The organism is Streptomyces sp. NPDC001663 (assembly GCF_042893105.1).
GTDB lineage: Bacteria > Actinomycetota > Actinomycetes > Streptomycetales > Streptomycetaceae > Streptomyces.
Genome location: NZ_JBIAUR010000028.1, coordinates 1 through 18,453, shown reverse-complemented (window position 1 = coordinate 18,453; position 18,453 = coordinate 1). Strand labels below are relative to the sequence as shown.

Below are 18,453 nucleotides of genomic sequence, written 5' to 3'. Positions count from 1 at the left end.
CTGAGGAAACCGGTTCTGTCGGTGGGAAGAGGGCCGGACCGGGGCGGGGACGCGCAGCGCGGTGGGCCTCGTGACGAGCGTGCCAGGAGAGCCGTACACGAAAAAGGGAGAGCCTCTTCCTAGGCGCATGGCGCGTAGGAGGAAAGGCTCCCCCTTTGAAGGGAATACCTGGGCGACGGTCAGGCGGAGCTGTCGCTGGTCGAGTGGCTCGGGTCCGCCGCCCAAGAGGCCAGCATGCGCAGGCTGTCGTGGGTCGGGGTGCCGGTTTCGGCGGTCCAGACGATGATCGCCAGGTCGGGATCGGCGGCCCAGGTGACGGCGTTCCAGTCGAGGTGCAGGTCGCCGACGACGGGGTGGCGCAGGTGCTTGGTCCCGGTGTCCCGGACGGCGACGTGGTGGGCGCCCCACCACTGGCGGAACTGCTCGTCCCGGACCGAGAGTTCGCCCACCAGGGTGGCGAGCTGCGTATCCCCGGGGTTGTTGGCGTTGTGCATGCGCATCTGGGCGATGGCCAGCCGGGTGACACCCTCCCAGTCCGCGTACAGCTCGCGCATCGCGGGGTCCGTGATGAGCAGCCTGATGTAGTACCGCTGCTTCTCGGGGATCTTGCCGAAGTCGGTGATCAGGGCGGCGCCCATGGCGTTCCAGGCGACGATCTCGGTGCGCGGCCCGATCACGAACGCGGGAGTGTGCGCCATGTCGTCGAGCATGCGCTGCAACTGCGGCTGCGCCTTGAGGCGCGGCTGCCGGCGGGGTGGACGGAATTCGTCCTTGGCCGCGAGCTCGTACAGGTAGGCGCGCTGGTCCTCGTCCAGGCGCAGCACGCGGGCCAGGGACTCCAGCACCGACGGCGACGGCTGGATACGGCCCTGTTCGAGGCGGGCGTAGTAGTCGGTGCTGATGGCCGCCAGTACGGCGACCTCCTCACGGCGCAGGCCCGCGACGCGACGCGAGCCGCCGTCGGGCAGGCCGACGGCGGCCGGGTCGAGCTCGGCACGGCGCGCCTTGAGGAATTCCCCCAGATCGTGGCGGTGAGGATCGCGGTTCATGCCATCACCCTGGCATCGGAAAGCGGCGTTGTCAGGGGGAGAGATTTGTCCCTGGAAGTCCTCACCGTCGAGAAGAGCGCTGCCCTGCGCGATCAGCGGACGCGGGTCCACTTCCCGTGGAGCTGGACGAACTCGCCACCGATGACCGAGCTGGCCATGCAGGTGCCCTCGGTGTAGTCCTCGATGTGAGTGACGTGGTCACCAGCGTCGGGCTCGGTCCAGCGGACGACGAACAGGCCGTCGCGGAGCTGGGTGGTGGTGTACTCCATCGTCTGCTTACGGCCCTTGATGGCGCCGCCCATCACCTCGAAGCTGACCTGGGTCGCCGAGTCGAAGGTGATCTCCACCGTGAAGTGGCCGAGCGGGGTGTCCGGGCCGAGGTCCGCCAGCCAGGTCTGGCCGACGCTGGGGAGAGTCGCGTTGCTGTCCATCGGTACTACCTCTTTCTTTGAACCTTTGAGCGGTCGTGCGGGGTGTCGTCAGCCGAGGGTCTTGACGACTTCCTGGGCCAGCGGGACGGCCGAGGCGGGGTTCTGGCCGGTGATGAGGTTGCGGTCCACCTCGAGGTGGGGGGCGAAGTTCTCCTCACCCTTGTGGTAGTCCGCGCCGACGTCCGAGACGAGACGGTCCTCAAGCAGCCACTTCGCCCGGTCCGCGAGGCCGTTCTGGATCTCCTCGGAGTTGGACAGACCGGTCAGGCGGTAGCCGGAGAACGGGGACTTGCCGTCGGCGTCCACGGTGGACAGCAGCGCGGCCGGGCCGTGGCACACCAGCGTCACGAGCTTGCCGGAGGCGAGCCAGTCGCCGAGCAGCTTGCCGGCCGCAGGGTCGTCGGACAGGTCCTCCATCGGGCCCCAGCCGCCGGGGACGAACACGGCGTCGTAGTCGTCGATGTTCACGTCCTCGATACGGATGGGGTTCGCCAGTTCGGTGGCCTCGCGCAGTGCGGTCTTCATCTGCTCGGCGCCCTCCTCGCCGCCGTTGAAGTCCGGGGTGAGGCTGAGGGCGTCGGCGGTGGGCGGGACGCCACCGGGGGTGGCCGCGGCGATCTCGTAGCCGGCCTCCTTGAAGACGCCGTACGGGCCGATGGCCTCCTCGGCCCAGAAGCCGGCCGGCTGCTCGAACCCGTCAGCCAGGGTCCAGTGGTCGGCGGCGGTGATGAGGAAGAGGATCTTCGCCATGGGGTGCTCCCAAGGGTGAGTGCGGGCGGTCAGTTGTTCGCGGCCTGCTGGACGACGTGGCTGTCGGCGGCCTGGATCAGGTGGGTGAGCTTGCCGTCGCCGACCGTCCACAGGTGGATGAAGCGGGCGTCCGACTCCTCGCCGGACTTGGACACGGCGTGATAGTGGCCGCGGACGAACACGTGCTCGCCAGAGCCGTAGAACTCCTCGGCCACCGCGCCGAAGGAGGTGAAGCTGGGCGCGAGGCGGCCGAAGAAGTCGGCTCCGGCGCTCGCCCAGGTCTTGTAGACGCCGCCGTAGGGGAAGCCGGGGGTGATGTCCCAGACGATGTCGGGGTCGATGACCTCGGCGACCACGTCCGGGGCCATGCCGGAGTCATAGAGCCGGCGGACGAGAGCGAGGTTCGGGGAGTCGGACACGGTGCTGCTCCTTTACGGGTCAGGCTGCGGGTGAGGTTCTCGGGTTCAGGCGGCGAGAGCGGCGCGGCCGGCGCGGAAGAAGGCGGTCTGCTGCGCGACGCGGGCGCCGAGGCCCTCGGCGGTGGCGATGTCCGACTTGTGGACGGCCTCCGGACCGGCATCGGTCGGGGTCTGGGCGCCGGCACCGACGAAGTAGCCCAGACGGTTGATGTCGTTCTCGCTGCCCTCGGTGGAGGCCCAGCCCGGCTGCACGCCCAGGCTGACCCAGTGCATGCCGTGCTGGGCGGCCATGGTGAAGAAGTAGCCCAGGGTCGAGGACTTGTCGCCGTTCTTGGCACCGGAGTTGGTGAAACCGGCGGCGATCTTGTCGACCCAGGTCTGGGTGAACCAGCGCTTGCTGCTCGCCTCGGCGAAGGCGTGGAAGGCGGCGGAGGCGGTGCCCATGTAGGTGGGGGCACCGAAGATGATGGCGTCGGCGGCGTCCAGCTGCGCCCACTGCTCGTCGGTGATCGTGTCCACGGGGATGGAGATCACCTCGGCACCGGCTTCCGCGGCACCGCGCGCCACGGCCTCGGCTATGACGGCGGTGTGGCCGTAGCCGGAATGGAAAGCGACGGCGACCGTGGGGCGGGAGGTGGAGGACATGGGGGTATTGCTCCTCGAAAAGGATCTCGAAAGGGATTGCACGAACCGTGCTCTGGAAGCATGGCACGGAATTCAACAGCGAAGGTAGGAAGGATTTGTCCCTGGCTTTACGCCGGGAATCTCCTGCCGATTTTACGAATTCATGGCGGGGGTCGCCGCCCAGGAGGAAAGGAAGCGTAGGCCCTCGTACGTACGTGATTCGGGTTCGGCGCTCCAGATGATCAGCTGCTGATCGGGGTCGGCCACGCAGGTGAGGGCGTCCCAGGTGAGGGAGAGTTCACCGGCGACCGGGTGGTTGAACACCTTGGTGCCGCCGGCCCGGGGCACCACAGGGCGGCCTCCCCACCACTGGCAGAACTGCTCGTCCTGCACCGACAGCTCACCGACGAGGTCGGCCAGTCTCCGGTCGTCGGGACAGACCGCGGCGTGCTGCCGCAGCACGGCCACGGCGTTGCGGGCGGAGTCCTCCCAGTCGGCGTACAGCGTTCTCATGGCCGGGTCGGTGAAGAGCTGCCGGACGTAGTTTCGCTGCTGCTGGGGGGTCTTCGCGAAATCGGTGCCGAACAAGGCGGCGGCCGTCGGGTTCCACGCCAGGATGTCCAGATACCGGCCCAGGATCATGCCGGGGGCCACGCTGAGCTCGTTCAGCACGGTACGCAGCCGCGGGTGCACCTTCTGCGGGGCCCGCCGCCGCGCCCGACCGGCCTCCCTTCCCGCCAGCTCGAACAGCTGGTCCCGCTGGGCGTCACTCAGGTGCAGGACCCGGACGAGCTCGGACAGCACGGACGTGGAGGGGGTCATGCGACCCTGCTCCAGCCGGGTGTAGTAATTGGTGCTGATGGCGGCCAGCATGGCCACCTCGTCCCGGCGCAGGCCGGCCACACGCCGGCGCCGCTCGGTTTCGGGCAGACCGACCGTGCGGGGGCTGAGCTCGGCCCGGCGGGCCTTCAGGAATTGACCCAGCTCCTTACGGTGCGCACTGCTGTTCATACTGGCCAGTCTGCGCTGTCCGCCACTCGGCTGGGTAGGAAGGTTTTATCCCTGGATACATCTCTCCCGGGGTGAAATTCTCCTCTGTACGGGTCCTGCGGGCGGTGACAGAGTCAGAGAACGGCAATTGTTTTCAGAGGCCGTCGACGCTTCTTTACACCTTATGGCCATCGTCGACGAATCCGGCACGTCCGGGTGACACCGCTGCCCGAGAAACGCTTCAGGAGAAAAGACATGCGCGCAACCGTGATCCACGCCCCCGGTGACATCCGGGTGGAGGACGCCCCCGAGCCCAAGATCGTCAACCCGACGGACGCGATCATCCGCACGGTCGCCACCTGTGTGTGCGGCTCGGACCTGTGGCCGTACCGCGGCCTGGAGCCGGTCGGCGACCCGCACCCCATGGGGCACGAGTACGTCGGCATCGTCGAGGAAGTCGGCAGCGAGGTCGGCAACGTCAAGCCCGGCCAGTTCGTGGTCGGCTCCTTCGCCACGTCGGACAACACCTGCGCGAACTGCCAGAAAGGCTGGCAGTCCTCCTGTCTGAACCGCGAGTTCATGGGCACCTGTCAGGCCGAGTACGTGCGCATCCCCAACGCCCACGGCACCCTGGTCGCCACCGACGAGCACCCCTCCGGCGAGTTGGTGCCGAGCCTGCTGGCCGTGTCCGACGTGATGGGCACCGGCTGGTACGCGGCCCTCGCCGCCGAGGTCAAGCCCGGCTCGACGGCCGTCGTGGTCGGCGACGGAGCCGTCGGCCTGTGCGGTGTCATCGCCGCGAAGGAGCTCGGCGCGGAGCGGATCATCGCCATGTCCCGGCACGAGTCCCGCCAGAAGCTCGCCCTGGAGTTCGGCGCCACCGACATCGTCAGCGAGCGCGGCGAGGAAGGCATCGCCCGCATCAAGGACCTCACCGGCGGCATCGGCGCCGACTCGGTCCTGGAGTGCGTCGGCACCTCCCAGTCCATGAGCCAGGCCCTGCACTCCGCGCGACCGGGCGGCAACGTCGGCTTCGTCGGCGTCCCGCACGAGGTGGCCGTCGACGGCCAGGAGCTGTTCTTCTCCCAGGTCGGCCTGCGCGGCGGCCCGGCGCCCGTGCGCCGCTTCCTGCCCGACCTGATCGACCGCGTGCTGTCCGGCCACATCAACCCGGGCAAGGTCTTCGACCTCACGCTGCCGCTGGAGCAGGTCGCCGAGGGCTACAAGGCGATGGACGAGCGCCGCGCCATCAAGGCCCTCCTCACGCCCTGACCCGGTCGCCTCGTGGGCGTGAGCTGCGCCGGCCGCGCTCACGCCCACGAGGGCACACCCCGCCGCATGGTCGTAAAGGAGGCAAGCCCATGACGACCTGGACGAACGACGAGCTGACCCGGATCGAGCACGCCGAGGAACTTCAGATGGCCCCTTCGCGCAGCGACGGAAAGCCGCGCACACCCGTGCCGATCTGGGTCGTCCGCGACGGCGACGACCTCTACGTCCGCTCCTTCCGCGGCAGCGCCGGCGCCTGGTACCGGGCGGCCCGGGCCAGCCACGAGGGCCGTATCCGCTCCGGCGGCGTCGACAAGGCCGTCACCCTCGTCGAGGTCACCGACCCCGGCGTCAACGACCGCATCGACACCGCCTACCGCACCAAGTACGGCCGCTACGGCGCGAGTTACATCGATCCCATGGTGGCCTCGCGGGACACGACCCTGAAGCTCGTACCGCGCTGACCTACAGGAGACAAGAACCACCGTGCTCGGTCTCGAACTCGTCGTGGTCCTGGGCGTGGCCGTGCTGGTGGGCAACGTCGCGGGACAGCGCCTCGGCATCGCCCCACCCGTCGTCCTGCTCTTGACGGGTGTGCTGCTGGGATTCATCCCGGCAGTGCGGGAGGCGCAACTGCCACCGGAGGTAGTGCTGTTGCTCTTCCTTCCGGTGTTGCTGTACTGGGAGAGCCTGACCACCTCCCTGCGGGAGATCCGTACCAACCTGCGCGGCATCCTGCAGCTGAGCACCGTCCTCGTCATCCTCACCGCCTGGGCCGTCGCCGCAACCGGGCACGCCCTCGCGCTGCCGTGGGGGCCGGCCTGGGTGCTCGGCGCGGCCATGGCGCCCACCGACGCGACCGCGGTCGGCGTCCTCGCCCGCGCCCTGCCGCGCCGTCAGGTCACCATCCTGCGCGCGGAGAGCCTGGTCAACGACGGCACGGCCCTGGTCGTCTACGGTCTCGCCGTCGGCATCACGGTCGGCGAGGAACACTTGAGCATGCCGCACGTCGGCGGGCTGTTCCTGCTTGCCTACGGCGGCGGAGCCCTGGTCGGCGTGGTGGTCGCGTGGGTCAACATGAACCTGCGGCGCCGCCTGACCGATCCGCTGCTGGGCAACCTGGTCATGATCCTGGCGCCCTTCACCGCGTACCTACTGGCCGAACTGGTCGAGGCTTCCGGTGTCCTCGCGGTGGTCGTCAGCGGTCTGATCATGTCCCAGGTCGCCCCGCGCATCATCCAGGCCGAACACCGCACGCAGGCACTGGCGTTCTGGCCGCTGGCCACCTTCATCATCAACGGTGCGCTGTTCGTCCTGGTGGGGGTGGAACTGCAGTACGCGGTCCGCGACCTGGGCCGCGCCGATCTCCGGGACGCGCTGATCGCGGTGGGTGCCATCTCCGTGGTGCTCGTCGCCGTGCGCTTCGCGTTCCTGTACGCCTCCACCTACCTGGTCCGCGCACTCGACCGCCGCCCCCAGCAACGCACGCTCCGGGTCGGTCACCGAACCCGTGTCGTCAGCGGGCTGGCCGGCTTCCGGGGCGCGGTCTCGCTCGCGATGGTGCTCTCGGTGCCGCAGACCCTCGACTCGGGCGAGCCGTTCCCCGACCGCAACTTCATCGTCTTCGTCACCTCCGGCGTCATCCTCGTGACGCTGGTGGGTCAGGGACTGCTGCTGCCGGTTGCGGTGCGCTGGGCGAAGCTGCCACCGGACACGTCGGTCGACGAGGAACACGACCTCGCCGAGACCGCCGCCATAGAAGAGGCGATCAAGGCGATGCCCCAACTCGCCACCGATCTGCGGTCCGAACCGAAGATCGTCGAGTGGCTGCGGCAGGAGTACGAGGCGCACTTGGCGTCGGTACGGGCCAGGAGTGCGGGTGCCACCGACGACCCGGCACAGCTCCAGCACCAGGACTACCTCGCACTGCGCCTCGCCCTCATCGCGCACAAACGCGCCACCGTCGTCCGGCTCCGCGACGAGCGCCGGATCGACGACACCGTACTGCGCCGTCTGCAGGCCGCCCTCGACAGCGAAGAGGTGCGCCTGTCGGGAGGCGCGGCGGTCGAATGACCCATACCTGAGGAAGGACCTTCCATGAAGGCCATAGGACTGACTGAATTCGGCGGGCCCGAGGTACTGCGGGTCCTGGACCTTCCGGTCCCCCAGGCCGGGCCGGGCGAGATACGGATCCGCGTACACGCGGCGACGGTCAACCCCGTCGACACGCTGGTGCGCCGAGGAATCGCCTTCGTCTCCGACGCCGAACCGCCCTACGTCCCCGGGATGGACGCGGCTGGCGTCATCGAGCAGATCGGCGAGGGAACCGACACCGATCTCACCGTCGGCGACGATGTCATGGCCGTCGCGGTCGTGTCTGGAACGCACGGGGCCTATGCCGAGCACCTCGTCGTGCCCGCCGAGTGCCGCCACGCTCCCGATGAACGGGCTGACCGCACGCATGCCTTTGGACATGCTGCACCTTCCGGCGGGCGCCACCGTGGCGGTCACGGGAGCGGCCGGCGCTGTCGGCGGCTACGCCGTCCAGCTGGCCAAGGCAGACGGGTTCCGGGTGATCGCCGACGCGGCACCGAAGGACGAGCGGCTGGTGAGGGAGCTCGGCGCCGACGTGGTCCTGCTGCGAGGTGCCGGTTTCCCTGAGCTGGTGCGCAAGGAGATACCCGACGGTGTCGACGGACTCGTCGACACCGCGGGCATCGCCGCCCTCGCCATCCGCGCGGTACGCGACGGAGGCCGAGTGGCGACGTCGGTCGGCGGCGTCCAGGTCCCCGTTGAACGCGGCATAGAAACCCGGAGCACCTTCGTGCCGCAGTACGCACGCGAACACGCCAAGCTCGCCCGCCTGCGCGAACTGGCGGAGAAGGGCAGCCTCACCTCTCGGGTCGCGCGGACCCTGCCTGCCGAGCAGGCCCCCGAAGCGCACCGACCGCTGGAGGCAGGCGGTATCCGAGGGCGAGTGGTGCTCACGTTCTGAGCATCGAATCGGGGACAGCAGCGGACTGCGCCACGCACCTGATGACCCATCAGAACGAGCGTCATGAGCGTCATTTCAGCGACAAGAGTTCGCCCGTACCGCCCACACCGCATCACACGCACACACGAAACCGCAGGTCAGACGGCCTATCGGACCGGCTCAAGAATGGCGAGGCACTCCACGTGATGCGTCATCGGAAAGACGTCGGCAGGCGAGGAGCCCGTCATCGCTGCAGGTCAGGGGCCATTTCGACGCGGCTAGGAGGTTCCTTGGCTGCCTGGAGCGTCAAATGAGCTTCACGACTGGCCAGAACAGCGGCCGGTCGAACCGGCGCCGTCAGTCCTCCGGTGTCGGCTCGCGGCGGTGCGGCATGACCGGTAGCCGACCGAGCGGGTCAAGTGCCTGAACGTCCCGTCGAGCCCAGTCCAGCCACCGCCTCGATGCTTCCCTGTCCCTGTCGGACCTGTAGACGTCTTCGACGTTTGCGAGTCGGCGCTCCAGCGCAGAGCACTTCGGCGAACTGGGCCTGCACGGCGTGCTCGCTCGCCTAGACCATGGCCGCTTTCCACCGGACCTCACGGTCCGCCTTGGCCCACTCTTCGTCCGCCTTGCGCTGGGCATCCTCGACAGCCCCGGCCTCGATCTCCTTCAGGACCGCGCCCAGAGCGTCCTCCACAACCCACCGCTTGCGATCGCCCCAGCGGCGCTGGCGACCAGACCGGTTGCAGGGGAGCTCGATCACGAGCTTCCCGGAGCGTTCCGGGTCTTCGGATTGGGGGAACTCCTGCTGGATCGTGACCGAGCAGGTGAAGCCGTCGACGACCACGTCCACTTCGCCCGCTCGCCATGAGCGGGCCGGACTGTCCTTCACCTTGTATCCACGTTGGACGGCCTCGCCGACCAAGCCCTGCAGCAGGAAAAGCGTCCGCTGACGAAGCGCGGACGGCATTGTGAGCCGCTCGTTGTCCCGAAGCGCTATGACAAACGGGTGCGGCAAGCGTAGTTGGGCCGGGACCTGGACCTGCGGCGCGTCGCCCTGCGCCTGCCCCCTGGAGTTGATGTGCGGGCCTGTCGCCAGGAACATCTCCAGTCCACTCCGGCCGCAGCTCGTCTTCTCGATGCGCTTGCCTTGGGGCTCCAGACCGTGCCGCTTCGCATAGTTGATAACGCGACGCCACTCCGTGACCTCGTCCTCATAGGGATCGCTCAGGATGACGCGCCCTCCGGCCACAAGTCGCTCAATGAGTTCGGTGGCCTTCGCACGTCGCGCACGAGCAACAGGGCGCTGGCTGTACGGCATCGGACCAGTCGATGTCTTGCCCGCTGACGCGTCCTCTGTCGCCCTCCTGCGGTGCGTTGGATGGTCTGGGTGGTGGCCGTTCCGGGGATAGAACGTCCCTGCCTCGGTGACCTGCACATGCGCTTCGTCTTCGCCGCGCCTGACCGTCAGCAGCCCCCGGTCACGTAACGCGTAGGCCGATCGCCACTCACCCGGTGCCCAACCGTCGGGGTCCTCGCCGTCGGCTATGCGGCCAAGTAGCGCGCGCTGTCGTTCGTTCCAGGGGGACCAGCGATGCATGAGAGCAGCCCACACCGCTCCGACATCCCCTGCAATGGCACATACGGGTGATAGCTCCTTGAGGGCCCGGCCCTCCAGAAGTGCACCCGTCGCTCACTCGGCGATGTCGACGCCGTAGCCACGAGCGAGGTCGGCCAGTCCATGGTCGTACCCCTGCCCGACGGCCCGCAGCCGCCACCCCTCGCCTCTGCGGTAGAGCTCGGCGAGGATCATGGTGCGCTCGGTGGTGGCGGCGTCGAGGGTGGCCCGGGCGGTCGGGGCCGCACCGATCCCGCGGGTGGCGGTGATCTCGACGGCCCCGACGTCGGCGAAGGTCGCGGCACCGTCGATCGCGGCGGCGACGACGACCCGGTGGATCTCCAGGGGCAGCCGCTCCAGGTCGACGGTGACGGCCTGTTCCGTCGGGCCGTCCGTGGCGAGGCGCACGGTGCCGTCCGGGTGCAGGGGCGCGCCGTAGAAGACGAAGTCCTCGTCCCCCGGGACCTGTTCCTGCGCGTCGACTGCGAAGGCGACGACGTCCACGTCGCAGGCGGTCTGCTGACGCCAGGCGGCGGCCACGGTCCAGGCCGTTCCGGTGTCGGTCAGATCGATGACAGCACCTCGGACCAGGACGTCAGCAGTGTCCAGCCGATTCCCGACCGCGCTCTGCGTCGGCGCGGGGGCGGGTGCGCGGAGCCAGTCGGCGTCGTGGACGCGGAGCCCGAGGCCGGTGATGCGGCCCATGCGCCGGTCCGCTTCGCCGCCGGGCAGCACGACGACATCAGAGACACTGGCCGAGAGGTTGACCGCCGCGGAGGCACCGAGGGCGACAGCACGAGCGCGCGCCTCGACGGCCTGGTCGTGGGTGCCGCCCAGGACCAGGACACGGCGTCCGGAGAGCGTCTGGGCCGCCGTGGCGGTGGACGCGGTCGACGTGGCAGGGCTCTGGGCCGGAACGTTCGGCGACGCGGCCGGTGCGGCAGGACGCTGGGCCGGCACACTCGGCGTGGAAGCGGCGAGCGCCGCAGGACGCTGGGCCGGGGCGTCCGGTGCCGGCGCAGGCGACGCAGTGACGGCGCTCGCGGGCGTTTCCACCGAACTCCGGTTCCGGGCAACCCCCTTGGCCTGGCCGGGCCGCACACGCTCCAGCAGCCGCAGATAGGTGGGCTCGTCCACGAGCGGAACGCCTTCGGCGGCGGCGCGACGCAGCTTGGCGGATCCGGCGGAGGGGTCGTTGGTGACGACGACACTGGTCTGGCCACTGACCGAGGTCATCATGTTCAGCCCGGCATCGACGGAGCGGGCGACCAGCTCCTCACGGGAGATCCGGGTGTCCCCGGTGATGGCGACCTTCATGCCCTGCACCAGCGCCCCGTCCGCCTCCAGCCGCCCCGGATTCCGGTACGCGCAGGGCGTCTTGGGAACGTACGGCCTGTAATCCTGCCGGGGCGGACAGTCCAACAGCGGCAGGGCGAGGCCCAGTTGCTCAGCCGCGCTCAACGAGCCGCGCAGGATGCCGGAGAGCACCCGTACGTCGTCCTGCGCGTCGTGCGCCTTCTCCTGGCGCACCCCGTAGTGCTCGGCGAGCGTGCCCAGCTTGAGGTCCGGCGTCACGGGCCCGACCAGGCGGTTGAGGGCCAGTGTGCACAGCCGTCTGCTCACCGGCACCCACGACCGGACATGGGCGAACTCGTGGGCCAGGAAGTCGTAGTCGAACTGCGCGTTGTGCGCGACCAGGACACGACTGCGGAGCAACTCCCCCACCTGCGGCGCGACCTCCTCGAAGGTGGGCGCGCCGGCGAGACGGTCGGGGGTGAGTCCGTGAATGTGCACGGGACCGGGATCGCAGCCGGGGTTGAGGAGGGTGGCGAACTCCCCGGTCCGGTTGCCCTGTGCGTCCAGCGTGAGGATCGCGAGGGACAGGACACGGTCCCGGCCGGGCCGCAGCCCGGAGGTCTCCACGTCCACCAGCGCCCAGTCGTGGAAGTAGTCGGGCAGGGTGGGCCACTTCGGGCTCGACGACAGCAGGACCATACGAGGCTCCCCTCCCCCGGGCGGCGGGCGGCGGTGCCCTCTCCGCGATGAAGATCGATCGGGTGGGATTTTCGCATGCTTCGGGTGCGGTTCGTGGTGGATCTGTGACGGAGAGCCAGCTCGGCTCCTCTGTACAGCGTTCACGCTGACGACCGCCGCTCCCCCACGCCTCAGCACTCACCGACGTCCGTCCAGTCGACCTGAGTGAGTTGGCGTTCACGCCAGGACTCCTCGTCTCCGCCTCTCAACGCCTTCGCCCTGCCCACAGAGGAGAGGACAGGGCGAAGGAACGTTGATGCGGCGATGGTCAGCGGAGCGTCCAAGTGTTCCCACGCGCCGAGAACAGCCCAGGAGTCCACAGCGGCCACGGCTGAGGCTGACAGTTCTATGCGGCAGTCGCCGTGCGAGCCCCCCCGTTGCATCCGTCTCGGGGGTCGCCGAAGGCAGCCTCTGCCGCTCTTCCCGACAATCAGCCCAGCCATATCCCGCGATCGCGTGGGCCGGTGCCTCTCCTCCTTGCTGCACCGCGGTTCCCGCGACCAGGGCCGGCCATGCCTGCACGACCCCGCGCAGTGTCCCCACCGCCTGCGCGTCCACCCCTACCAGCGAAGTGTCGATGGAGTCCGCCATGGCGCGCAGCACCTGCGCGTTGGCCAGGCCCGCACCGTTCCGGTCGACCTCGGTACGGAACTCGGCCAGGAGGTCACGCACGGTTTCCAGATCCACAGTCGCGCCTGCGACGGACGCGGACTGGTGGACGTGCGAGATGTTCTGGATCACTTTTGGTGCCAGAGCCACGGAGGGTCACCACAACCGTGATCATGAACGGTCGTGACCCACGACCTGCTCCAGGACCTCTGGCTTCACCAGACCACCGACGTCGCGGTCAGCGCCGTCACCATCCACGCCAACCACGTCACCGTCCACGCCGTTACGCCCCGAGTCGGCGTACTGCCTGGTCTGCAAAGGTAGGTACGGGTGAACGAATAGAAGGTTTTGGTGCTCCAGGCGGGCTTCGTGGTCAGTTGCGTGACCGGTCGCCGGCGGAGCCGGTGGACGGGGCGTTCGCGGTGGCCACGATGGCCTGCAGTGCGGCTACGTGACCTAGGAAGGCGACTCGACCGTCGCTGGTCAGGCGGGCACGGACGCGGCGTCTGATGGTGCGGTCGACTGCGACGTAGCCGGCCTGCTCCAGCGTCGAGAGCTGTTTGGACAGTGCAGAGTCGGAAAGACCGAGCTGGTCGCGAATGAAGCTGAAGTCGGCCCAGTCGGCGGCCGCAAGTAGGGAGACAAGGGACAGCCGGGTGCTGGGATGGATCAGCTCGTCGAACCGTGGCGTGGTCATGATGCCGCGCCAGTCCGTACGGCGCGGCGGCGTGCCGCGGCCAGCAGCAGAGGCCCGCCCAGCACGAGGATGACCGCGGCCAGGACGGCCGCCCCGGTGACCGGGTGATGCGCGTCGTCGGCGTTCAGGATGAGCGCTGCGGCGATGGTGACCCCGACCAAGGCGACCAGACTGCCCAGCACCCAGGCTGCCAGCCGTGGGCCGGCGATGTCGGCGCGCACGCTCATCTGGCTGCTGCGGTGCCGTCCGTTGACCACTCGGGGCGCGATCGAGGCGTGCGCGGCTCCGAAGGCCAGCGTGGCCAGGGTGGTCACCAGCGGATGATGGACGTCAGCGATCACGCCCAGCACGATCCAGCCTGAGGCCAGGCCCGCCCAGTACCAGCGCGGCACGTCGATCTCGTCGATCACCCTGCGGCGGGATCGCTCCACGGCGTCCAGCGCGGCTCGTGCCTGCTCGGGTGTCAGCTCGTCCACGACGCCTCACTTTCCTATCGGGAAAGCCAGTATTGGCTTTCCCGATAGGAAAGTCAAGAGATAGGGCTTGTAGGGGTCGAGGATGCTGGTGCGTCCCGTCCAGCGGCCGACCAGCAGTTCGTCCGGGCCTGAGGCGTGGGCCAGGCGGCGAATGGTGCCGCGGGCCAGGCCCAGTCGCCGGCCGATGGCGCGCAGGCTGACACCATCGCGGATCAGCGCGTGGACGGCCGCGTGCTGTTCGCGGACGCGGTCCGACAGGCGTCCGGTCCGGCCGGGCTCGGCAGCTGTGACCGGTGGGGGCACGGGTTGGTTGGGACCGGCGGGTGGCGGGGGTTGGGGCAGCAGGGCGCGGTGTTGGAGCACGGTCTTCTCGACGGCGTCGGCGAGGTTCTGCCAGAGGTGGCGAACGCCTCGGCCAGGCGGGAGCCGGCCTGGCCCGCCACCATCAGCCCGAGCCGCTGCAACGCGGCCTGAAGTTGTTGGCTTCGCCGTCCGTATCGGAAGGTGACGCCCTCGACCTGCTCGACGAACGTCGACCGCGTACACGCTTGTTGACGGCACCGGTACCGGCGGACCCGTAACTCGACCACGACCCGGCGCTGGCCCGCGGCGCTGTCGTCGAGCCTCCGCACCTAGCTGCTGTGGACGCGGGCCGAGGACATCCCGCACGACGGACACTCCGCACCCACTCGGGTCGTGGCGGCGTGGACGGTGACGCGGTTGGCATGGATGGTGACAGTGCTGACCGCGACGTCGGCGGTCTGGTAAAGCCAGAGGTCCTGGAGCAGGTCGTGGGGCACGACCGTTCATGATCACGGTTGTGGTGACCCTCCGTGGCCCTGGCACCAAAAGTGATCCAGAACCACTCTTGAGGCGTCGTCGACACACGGGCACGAAACGGCCCCGCTTCGGCGGTGTTGGGGACCATCCCCGCGCCCGCGGGGAGGGCCCGGTGTGAGCGGGTCTCATCCGCCAATCCTGCAGTGCTCCCTGCACCTGCGGGGATGTCGGCGACGCGTGAATCCACCCCCGCTCCCCCGCCCTCGCGGCTGCAGGGCGAAAACGGATGGCGTCCCATGAAGTGGCGCAGCCGGGCGGGGGCCCGGAACGCGCGGGTGCCTGCTCAGGGCGTGCATCTGTTGACTGTGCATGCTCCCTGAGCAAGGGCAGCCACCGCACAAGTCTCCTTGGTGAACGGGCAGTTCAACCGGAGAAGCACGCGATGGCCTTGTCCCAGTCTGAGCTCATGCTAATCCGTTGTTAAGGCGGCCAGGATCCGCACGACGGTCCGGCTGCCCCTGCGTCGGAGGTATGCCTTTGGAGTCACCGGCCGGTCAGGTCCAAACATAAATCGGCACCTCCGGCGCCGCCCATCGAACCTCAACTTCCTCATGTTCGTTGGCATTCAGGTGCCCGGAGTACTCGACCGATACCGGCGGCGCACCACTCGTCTGACCAGGCAAGTCAAGGCCGTGGTCAAGGAGTTAGCGGGCCGGGCGGGGGCACGTTTGCTGGCGATCCAGGTACGTGCCCACGCCGTCGCTGCCGCCGGACTGCTCGGCATCGCCACGGCGGCCACCTCTTTCAGGGGTTCTGCCCGGCAGGCTCAGGGGTAGAGGCCGGCCCGGAAGGTGAACGAGACGAGTTGCGCTCGATCACGTGCGCCGACCTTCGTCATGGCCCGCACCGCATGCGTCTTCACGGTGAACGGCGACACGCACATCTGGGCCGCGATCTCGTCGTTGCCGAGACCGCTCGCGACGAGAACGACCACATCCCGCTCCCTGGGTGTCAGAGCGTCGAAGCGTCGCAGCAGTTCCTGGTCGATCACCGGAGGCGGGCTGTCGGTCATGTGACCGATGAGCGCGGCCGTCGCGGCGGCCGACAGCGCACCGCCACCGCCGACGACCTCGGTGATGCCGGCGACGAGTTCAGCGGGGCTCACCATCTTGCTCAGGAAACCGTTGGCGCCCGCGCGCAGGGCGGCGAGAACGATGTCGTCCTGGTCAAACGTGGTCAGCACGATCACCCGCATGTTTTCGGGTGGGTACTGTTTGCGGATCCGGCGGGTGGCTTCGACACCGTCGATGCCTGGCATCCGGATGTCCATCAGCACCAGGTCGACGGGGTGGTCCCGGAGGAAGGGGACGACCTGGAGTCCGTCGGAGAGATCACCCGCAACAACGAGACTGGGATCGAGCCGCAGCATCGCTTTGATGCCTTCCCTGATCTCGTCCTGGTCGTCGACGATCAGAATCCGCGTCGTCATACGACGGCTCCCCGCAGGCTGAACTCCGCACGGACCCAAAATCGCCCGTCGTCACTGTCGATCGTCAGCCGCCCGTTGGAGGACTCGACGCGTTCGCGCATCCCCACCAGTCCGAGTCCGCTGCCCCCGCCGGAGCCGCGCCGTGCGTGAGCGACACGGTTCTCCACGGTGACGCAGATCCTGCCGTCGCGCTCGCGCACCTCCACCGTGGCCGCCCCCTCTCCATGCCGGTAGGCATTCGTGAGTGCTTCCTGAACGACCCGGTAGACCGTCACTCCGACGCTGGGCTCCACGAAACCGGCGGGGATGTCGATGGAGGGCCGGACGTCGAGGCCGATGCTCTGGAAAGAGGCGACAAGGCCTTCCAGGCCGCTGAGCGCCGGGGTCGGCCGGAGCGCCTCGTCGTCGGAGATGTCGTCTTGGAGGCGCAGGAGAGCGAGGATGCGTTGCGTTTCGACGACGACGGTGCGGGCGCTGGACCTGGCGGAGACGAGGGCCTGCCGGCAGGACTCGGCGTCGTCGGGCAGCCCGATCTCCGCGGCACCGAGATGCAGGCTCAGCATCGCGACCTGGTGGCCGATGACGTCGTGGAGGTCCCGGGCGATGCGCAGTCGTTCCTCCGTCACCCGTCGGGTGGCTTCGATCTCGCGAGTAGCGAGGGCGCTTTCGGCCCGTTCCTCCAGGATCCGCCAGTGCTCCCGGTGGATGCGCAGCGCGGCCCCGGTCGCACCTCCTGCCACGGCGGAGAAGAGTGCAGCGGCTCCCACGATCGCACCGCCACGGAATCCTCCCAGCGTCATGAACGCCCCCAGGAGACACGCCGCCACGATGCCGGTTGCGGCCAGCGGCTGCTTTCCCCTGAAGGTGACCGAGAACAGCACGAGCACCGCCATCATCCACACCGACAGGGGGTCATGGCCCACCGCCGTGACGGCGAAGGACGCCGCGCTCGCCACGACCAGCCCGGCCCACGGCCTCCACCATGAGAGGGTGACACCGCCACCGGCCAGGAGCACGGACAGGGCCGTCGGCCAATCCGACCCTCTCACGATCACTGCCACGATCTGGCCGGTGAACACCAGCGCGGCCACCGCATAGGCGACCAGGTGCAGCGCCTCGGGGCGGCGGACCCACACGGGTGCGACGGGCCCGTCCTGATTGTTCTGCGCCTTGACCATGGCCTGATTCTCGTCCACGTGGGCCGCGGCCGTGTACTTCGAACGATGTACACGGCGAGCTTCGTCCGAGCGATGGGGACGGCAGAACTCATTCGATTCGAAGCGGATGGCAGAACTACTTCGTTCGAAGTACGCGGCCCCTCCCGAGGCCGCCAAGACTCCTCATCGAGGCGACCGTCTCACACCATCACGATCACCAAACGGGACACCCGATGACTCAGACCACCATGACACCGAACACGACCACAACCACAACCGCGACGACGTCCTCCGGGCTCCGATCGCTCTACCTGATCCGCATCGCCTTCTCCCTGATCTGGGTGGCACTCCTCCACACCACCTCCGCCTCCCTCATGGCGGCGGACCGGCCCACCGTGACCGCGGCCGTGCTGCTCGTCATCTACCCCCTCTGGGACGTCATCGCCACGCTCCTCGAGCGCCGCCTGGCCGGCACCGGCCCCACCGACCGCGCCAGGACCACCAACATCGCTCTCGGCCTCACCACCACCGCCGGGATGATCATCGCCGTCTTCTCAACCATCGGGACGTCCCTGCTCGTGTTCGGCATCTGGGCCCTGCTCTCCGGAGCGATCCAGCTCGTCATGGCGATCCGGCGTCGACACACCGTCGGCGCCCAGTGGCCCATGATCATCAGCGGCGGACTGTCCGTCCTCGCCGGCGCCTCCTTCGCCGCCATGTCCGCCTCCGCGACCAGCAGCCTGTCCACCCTCGCCGGATACTCCGCCTTCGGCGCCTTCTGGTACCTCGCCTCCGCCACCACCCTGACCATCCGCAACCGACACGAACAGCGCTGACCACCACCGCAGCCACCACCCCTCCGGTGCTCGCGGGCGAAGCGCAGCCAGCACGCCTCGCAGCGGGCCGCGAGCAGGGCTTGCGCCACGGCACCCTCGCCGTCGGGGTCGACATGGACGGCTGCAAGGACGTCCTTGGCCTGTGGGTCGGCGACGAGGGAGAGGGCGCCACGACCTGGATGACCGTCCTGTCCGAACTGCGCAACCGCGGAGTGGAAGACGTCTGCATCGTCGCCTGCGACGGCCTGAAG

20 protein-coding genes and 2 pseudogenes are annotated in these 18,453 nt (G+C 68.9%); 8 read left to right on the top strand and 14 right to left on the bottom strand.

Annotated elements, in window-relative coordinates; genetic code table 11:
* Nucleotides 1–179: 179 nt before the first annotated feature.
* The 6 genes from ACFY1L_RS51955 to ACFY1L_RS51930 form a co-directional block, all read right to left on the bottom strand.
* Complete coding sequence (locus ACFY1L_RS51955; RefSeq protein ID WP_310769865.1) at nucleotides 180–1,049, bottom strand: helix-turn-helix transcriptional regulator; 870 nt, start codon at nucleotides 1,047–1,049, stop codon at nucleotides 180–182.
* Between the two features lie 92 nt (nucleotides 1,050–1,141).
* A complete protein-coding gene (locus ACFY1L_RS51950) occupies nucleotides 1,142–1,480 on the bottom strand; it encodes a hypothetical protein (RefSeq protein ID WP_388842439.1) in 339 nt (112 codons plus the stop codon).
* A gap of 48 nt (nucleotides 1,481–1,528) precedes the next feature.
* Nucleotides 1,529–2,230: a type 1 glutamine amidotransferase domain-containing protein gene (locus ACFY1L_RS51945; protein ID WP_388842437.1), complete on the bottom strand. Its 702-nt coding sequence runs from the start codon at nucleotides 2,228–2,230 to the stop codon at nucleotides 1,529–1,531.
* 29 nt (nucleotides 2,231–2,259) lie between these two features.
* Nucleotides 2,260–2,649, bottom strand: coding sequence for a nuclear transport factor 2 family protein (locus ACFY1L_RS51940; protein ID WP_388842435.1), 390 nt, complete (start codon nucleotides 2,647–2,649; stop codon nucleotides 2,260–2,262).
* A gap of 45 nt (nucleotides 2,650–2,694) precedes the next feature.
* Nucleotides 2,695–3,294 (bottom strand): flavodoxin family protein, encoded by a 600-nt coding sequence (locus tag ACFY1L_RS51935; protein WP_388842433.1) that lies wholly within the window; start codon nucleotides 3,292–3,294, stop codon nucleotides 2,695–2,697.
* A 132-nt stretch (nucleotides 3,295–3,426) separates the two neighbouring features.
* Complete coding sequence (locus ACFY1L_RS51930; protein ID WP_388842431.1) at nucleotides 3,427–4,284, bottom strand: helix-turn-helix domain-containing protein; 858 nt, start codon at nucleotides 4,282–4,284, stop codon at nucleotides 3,427–3,429.
* 234 nt (nucleotides 4,285–4,518) lie between these two features.
* On the opposite strand from ACFY1L_RS51930, the gene ACFY1L_RS51925 reads away from it, so the two are divergent.
* From ACFY1L_RS51925 to ACFY1L_RS51905, 5 genes and pseudogenes are all read left to right on the top strand, one after another.
* Nucleotides 4,519–5,535, top strand: coding sequence for a zinc-dependent alcohol dehydrogenase family protein (locus ACFY1L_RS51925; protein WP_388842429.1), 1,017 nt, complete (start codon nucleotides 4,519–4,521; stop codon nucleotides 5,533–5,535).
* An 89-nt stretch (nucleotides 5,536–5,624) separates the two neighbouring features.
* Nucleotides 5,625–5,996 (top strand): DUF2255 family protein, encoded by a 372-nt coding sequence (locus tag ACFY1L_RS51920; protein ID WP_351421567.1) that lies wholly within the window; start codon nucleotides 5,625–5,627, stop codon nucleotides 5,994–5,996.
* Between the two features lie 22 nt (nucleotides 5,997–6,018).
* The gene (locus ACFY1L_RS51915) at nucleotides 6,019–7,605 is read left to right on the top strand and encodes a Na+/H+ antiporter (protein ID WP_388842427.1); all 1,587 of its coding nucleotides are present in this window, start codon (nucleotides 6,019–6,021) and stop codon (nucleotides 7,603–7,605) included.
* A 24-nt stretch (nucleotides 7,606–7,629) separates the two neighbouring features.
* Nucleotides 7,630–7,896, top strand: a pseudogene (locus ACFY1L_RS51910) (alcohol dehydrogenase catalytic domain-containing protein); the annotation flags it as partial.
* A gap of 109 nt (nucleotides 7,897–8,005) precedes the next feature.
* Entirely contained in the window at nucleotides 8,006–8,527 is a 522-nt protein-coding gene (locus tag ACFY1L_RS51905) for a zinc-binding dehydrogenase (RefSeq protein WP_388842572.1), read from the top strand.
* 547 nt (nucleotides 8,528–9,074) lie between these two features.
* On the opposite strand, the gene ACFY1L_RS51900 is transcribed toward ACFY1L_RS51905, so the two are convergent.
* The gene (locus ACFY1L_RS51900; protein ID WP_388842425.1) at nucleotides 9,075–9,827 is read right to left on the bottom strand and encodes a hypothetical protein; all 753 of its coding nucleotides are present in this window, start codon (nucleotides 9,825–9,827) and stop codon (nucleotides 9,075–9,077) included.
* A gap of 372 nt (nucleotides 9,828–10,199) precedes the next feature.
* A complete protein-coding gene (locus tag ACFY1L_RS51895) occupies nucleotides 10,200–12,119 on the bottom strand; it encodes a TerD family protein (protein ID WP_388842423.1) in 1,920 nt (639 codons plus the stop codon).
* Between the two features lie 831 nt (nucleotides 12,120–12,950).
* On the opposite strand from ACFY1L_RS51895, the gene ACFY1L_RS51890 reads away from it, so the two are divergent.
* The gene (locus tag ACFY1L_RS51890) at nucleotides 12,951–13,091 is read left to right on the top strand and encodes a hypothetical protein (protein ID WP_388842421.1); all 141 of its coding nucleotides are present in this window, start codon (nucleotides 12,951–12,953) and stop codon (nucleotides 13,089–13,091) included.
* Between the two features lie 49 nt (nucleotides 13,092–13,140).
* Here the strand turns inward: ACFY1L_RS51890 and ACFY1L_RS51885 are convergent, their stop codons facing one another.
* From ACFY1L_RS51885 to ACFY1L_RS51860, 6 genes are all read right to left on the bottom strand, one after another.
* Nucleotides 13,141–13,464 carry a transcriptional regulator gene (locus ACFY1L_RS51885; protein WP_388842419.1) on the bottom strand — a complete coding sequence of 108 codons (324 nt, stop codon included), beginning with the start codon at nucleotides 13,462–13,464 and terminating at the stop codon, nucleotides 13,141–13,143.
* Nucleotides 13,461–13,940, bottom strand: a complete 480-nt coding sequence (locus tag ACFY1L_RS51880; protein WP_388842417.1) for a hypothetical protein — start codon at nucleotides 13,938–13,940, stop codon at nucleotides 13,461–13,463. The genes ACFY1L_RS51885 and ACFY1L_RS51880 overlap by 4 nt, the downstream gene beginning before the upstream one ends.
* A 6-nt stretch (nucleotides 13,941–13,946) precedes the next feature.
* Nucleotides 13,947–14,243 carry a hypothetical protein gene (locus ACFY1L_RS51875; protein ID WP_388842415.1) on the bottom strand — a complete coding sequence of 99 codons (297 nt, stop codon included), beginning with the start codon at nucleotides 14,241–14,243 and terminating at the stop codon, nucleotides 13,947–13,949.
* 329 nt (nucleotides 14,244–14,572) lie between these two features.
* Entirely contained in the window at nucleotides 14,573–14,740 is a 168-nt protein-coding gene (locus ACFY1L_RS51870) for a hypothetical protein (protein WP_388842413.1), read from the bottom strand.
* Between the two features lie 806 nt (nucleotides 14,741–15,546).
* Nucleotides 15,547–16,209, bottom strand: a complete 663-nt coding sequence (locus ACFY1L_RS51865) for a response regulator (RefSeq protein WP_388842411.1) — start codon at nucleotides 16,207–16,209, stop codon at nucleotides 15,547–15,549.
* Nucleotides 16,206–17,387 (bottom strand): sensor histidine kinase, encoded by a 1,182-nt coding sequence (locus ACFY1L_RS51860; protein ID WP_388842409.1) that lies wholly within the window; start codon nucleotides 17,385–17,387, stop codon nucleotides 16,206–16,208. Before ACFY1L_RS51860 ends, ACFY1L_RS51865 begins: the two co-directional genes overlap by 4 nt.
* Before the next feature lie 212 nt (nucleotides 17,388–17,599).
* Between ACFY1L_RS51860 and ACFY1L_RS51855 the strand changes: the two genes are divergently transcribed.
* Together ACFY1L_RS51855 and ACFY1L_RS51850 are read left to right on the top strand one after the other, a co-directional pair.
* Nucleotides 17,600–18,202 carry a DUF308 domain-containing protein gene (locus ACFY1L_RS51855; protein WP_388842407.1) on the top strand — a complete coding sequence of 201 codons (603 nt, stop codon included), beginning with the start codon at nucleotides 17,600–17,602 and terminating at the stop codon, nucleotides 18,200–18,202.
* A gap of 95 nt (nucleotides 18,203–18,297) precedes the next feature.
* Nucleotides 18,298–18,453: pseudogene (locus ACFY1L_RS51850) on the top strand (transposase); the annotation flags it as partial.

Bases quoted from the DNA above. Each gene is read 5' to 3' on its own strand.
- ACFY1L_RS51865 (WP_388842411.1), bottom strand. From the start codon at position 16,209: ATGACGACGCGGATTCTGATCGTCGACGACCAGGACGAGATCAGGGAA.
- ACFY1L_RS51860 (WP_388842409.1), bottom strand. From the start codon at position 17,387: ATGGTCAAGGCGCAGAACAATCAGGACGGGCCCGTCGCACCCGTGTGG.
- ACFY1L_RS51935 (WP_388842433.1), bottom strand. From the start codon at position 3,294: ATGTCCTCCACCTCCCGCCCCACGGTCGCCGTCGCTTTCCATTCCGGC.
- ACFY1L_RS51855 (WP_388842407.1), top strand. From the start codon at position 17,600: ATGACTCAGACCACCATGACACCGAACACGACCACAACCACAACCGCG.
- ACFY1L_RS51930 (WP_388842431.1), bottom strand. From the start codon at position 4,284: ATGAACAGCAGTGCGCACCGTAAGGAGCTGGGTCAATTCCTGAAGGCC.
- ACFY1L_RS51895 (WP_388842423.1), bottom strand. From the start codon at position 12,119: ATGGTCCTGCTGTCGTCGAGCCCGAAGTGGCCCACCCTGCCCGACTAC.
- ACFY1L_RS51885 (WP_388842419.1), bottom strand. From the start codon at position 13,464: ATGACCACGCCACGGTTCGACGAGCTGATCCATCCCAGCACCCGGCTG.
- ACFY1L_RS51955 (WP_310769865.1), bottom strand. From the start codon at position 1,049: ATGAACCGCGATCCTCACCGCCACGATCTGGGGGAATTCCTCAAGGCG.
- ACFY1L_RS51920 (WP_351421567.1), top strand. From the start codon at position 5,625: ATGACGACCTGGACGAACGACGAGCTGACCCGGATCGAGCACGCCGAG.
- ACFY1L_RS51905 (WP_388842572.1), top strand. From the start codon at position 8,006: ATGCTGCACCTTCCGGCGGGCGCCACCGTGGCGGTCACGGGAGCGGCC.
- ACFY1L_RS51900 (WP_388842425.1), bottom strand. From the start codon at position 9,827: ATGCCGTACAGCCAGCGCCCTGTTGCTCGTGCGCGACGTGCGAAGGCC.
- ACFY1L_RS51925 (WP_388842429.1), top strand. From the start codon at position 4,519: ATGCGCGCAACCGTGATCCACGCCCCCGGTGACATCCGGGTGGAGGAC.
- ACFY1L_RS51950 (WP_388842439.1), bottom strand. From the start codon at position 1,480: ATGGACAGCAACGCGACTCTCCCCAGCGTCGGCCAGACCTGGCTGGCG.
- ACFY1L_RS51945 (WP_388842437.1), bottom strand. From the start codon at position 2,230: ATGGCGAAGATCCTCTTCCTCATCACCGCCGCCGACCACTGGACCCTG.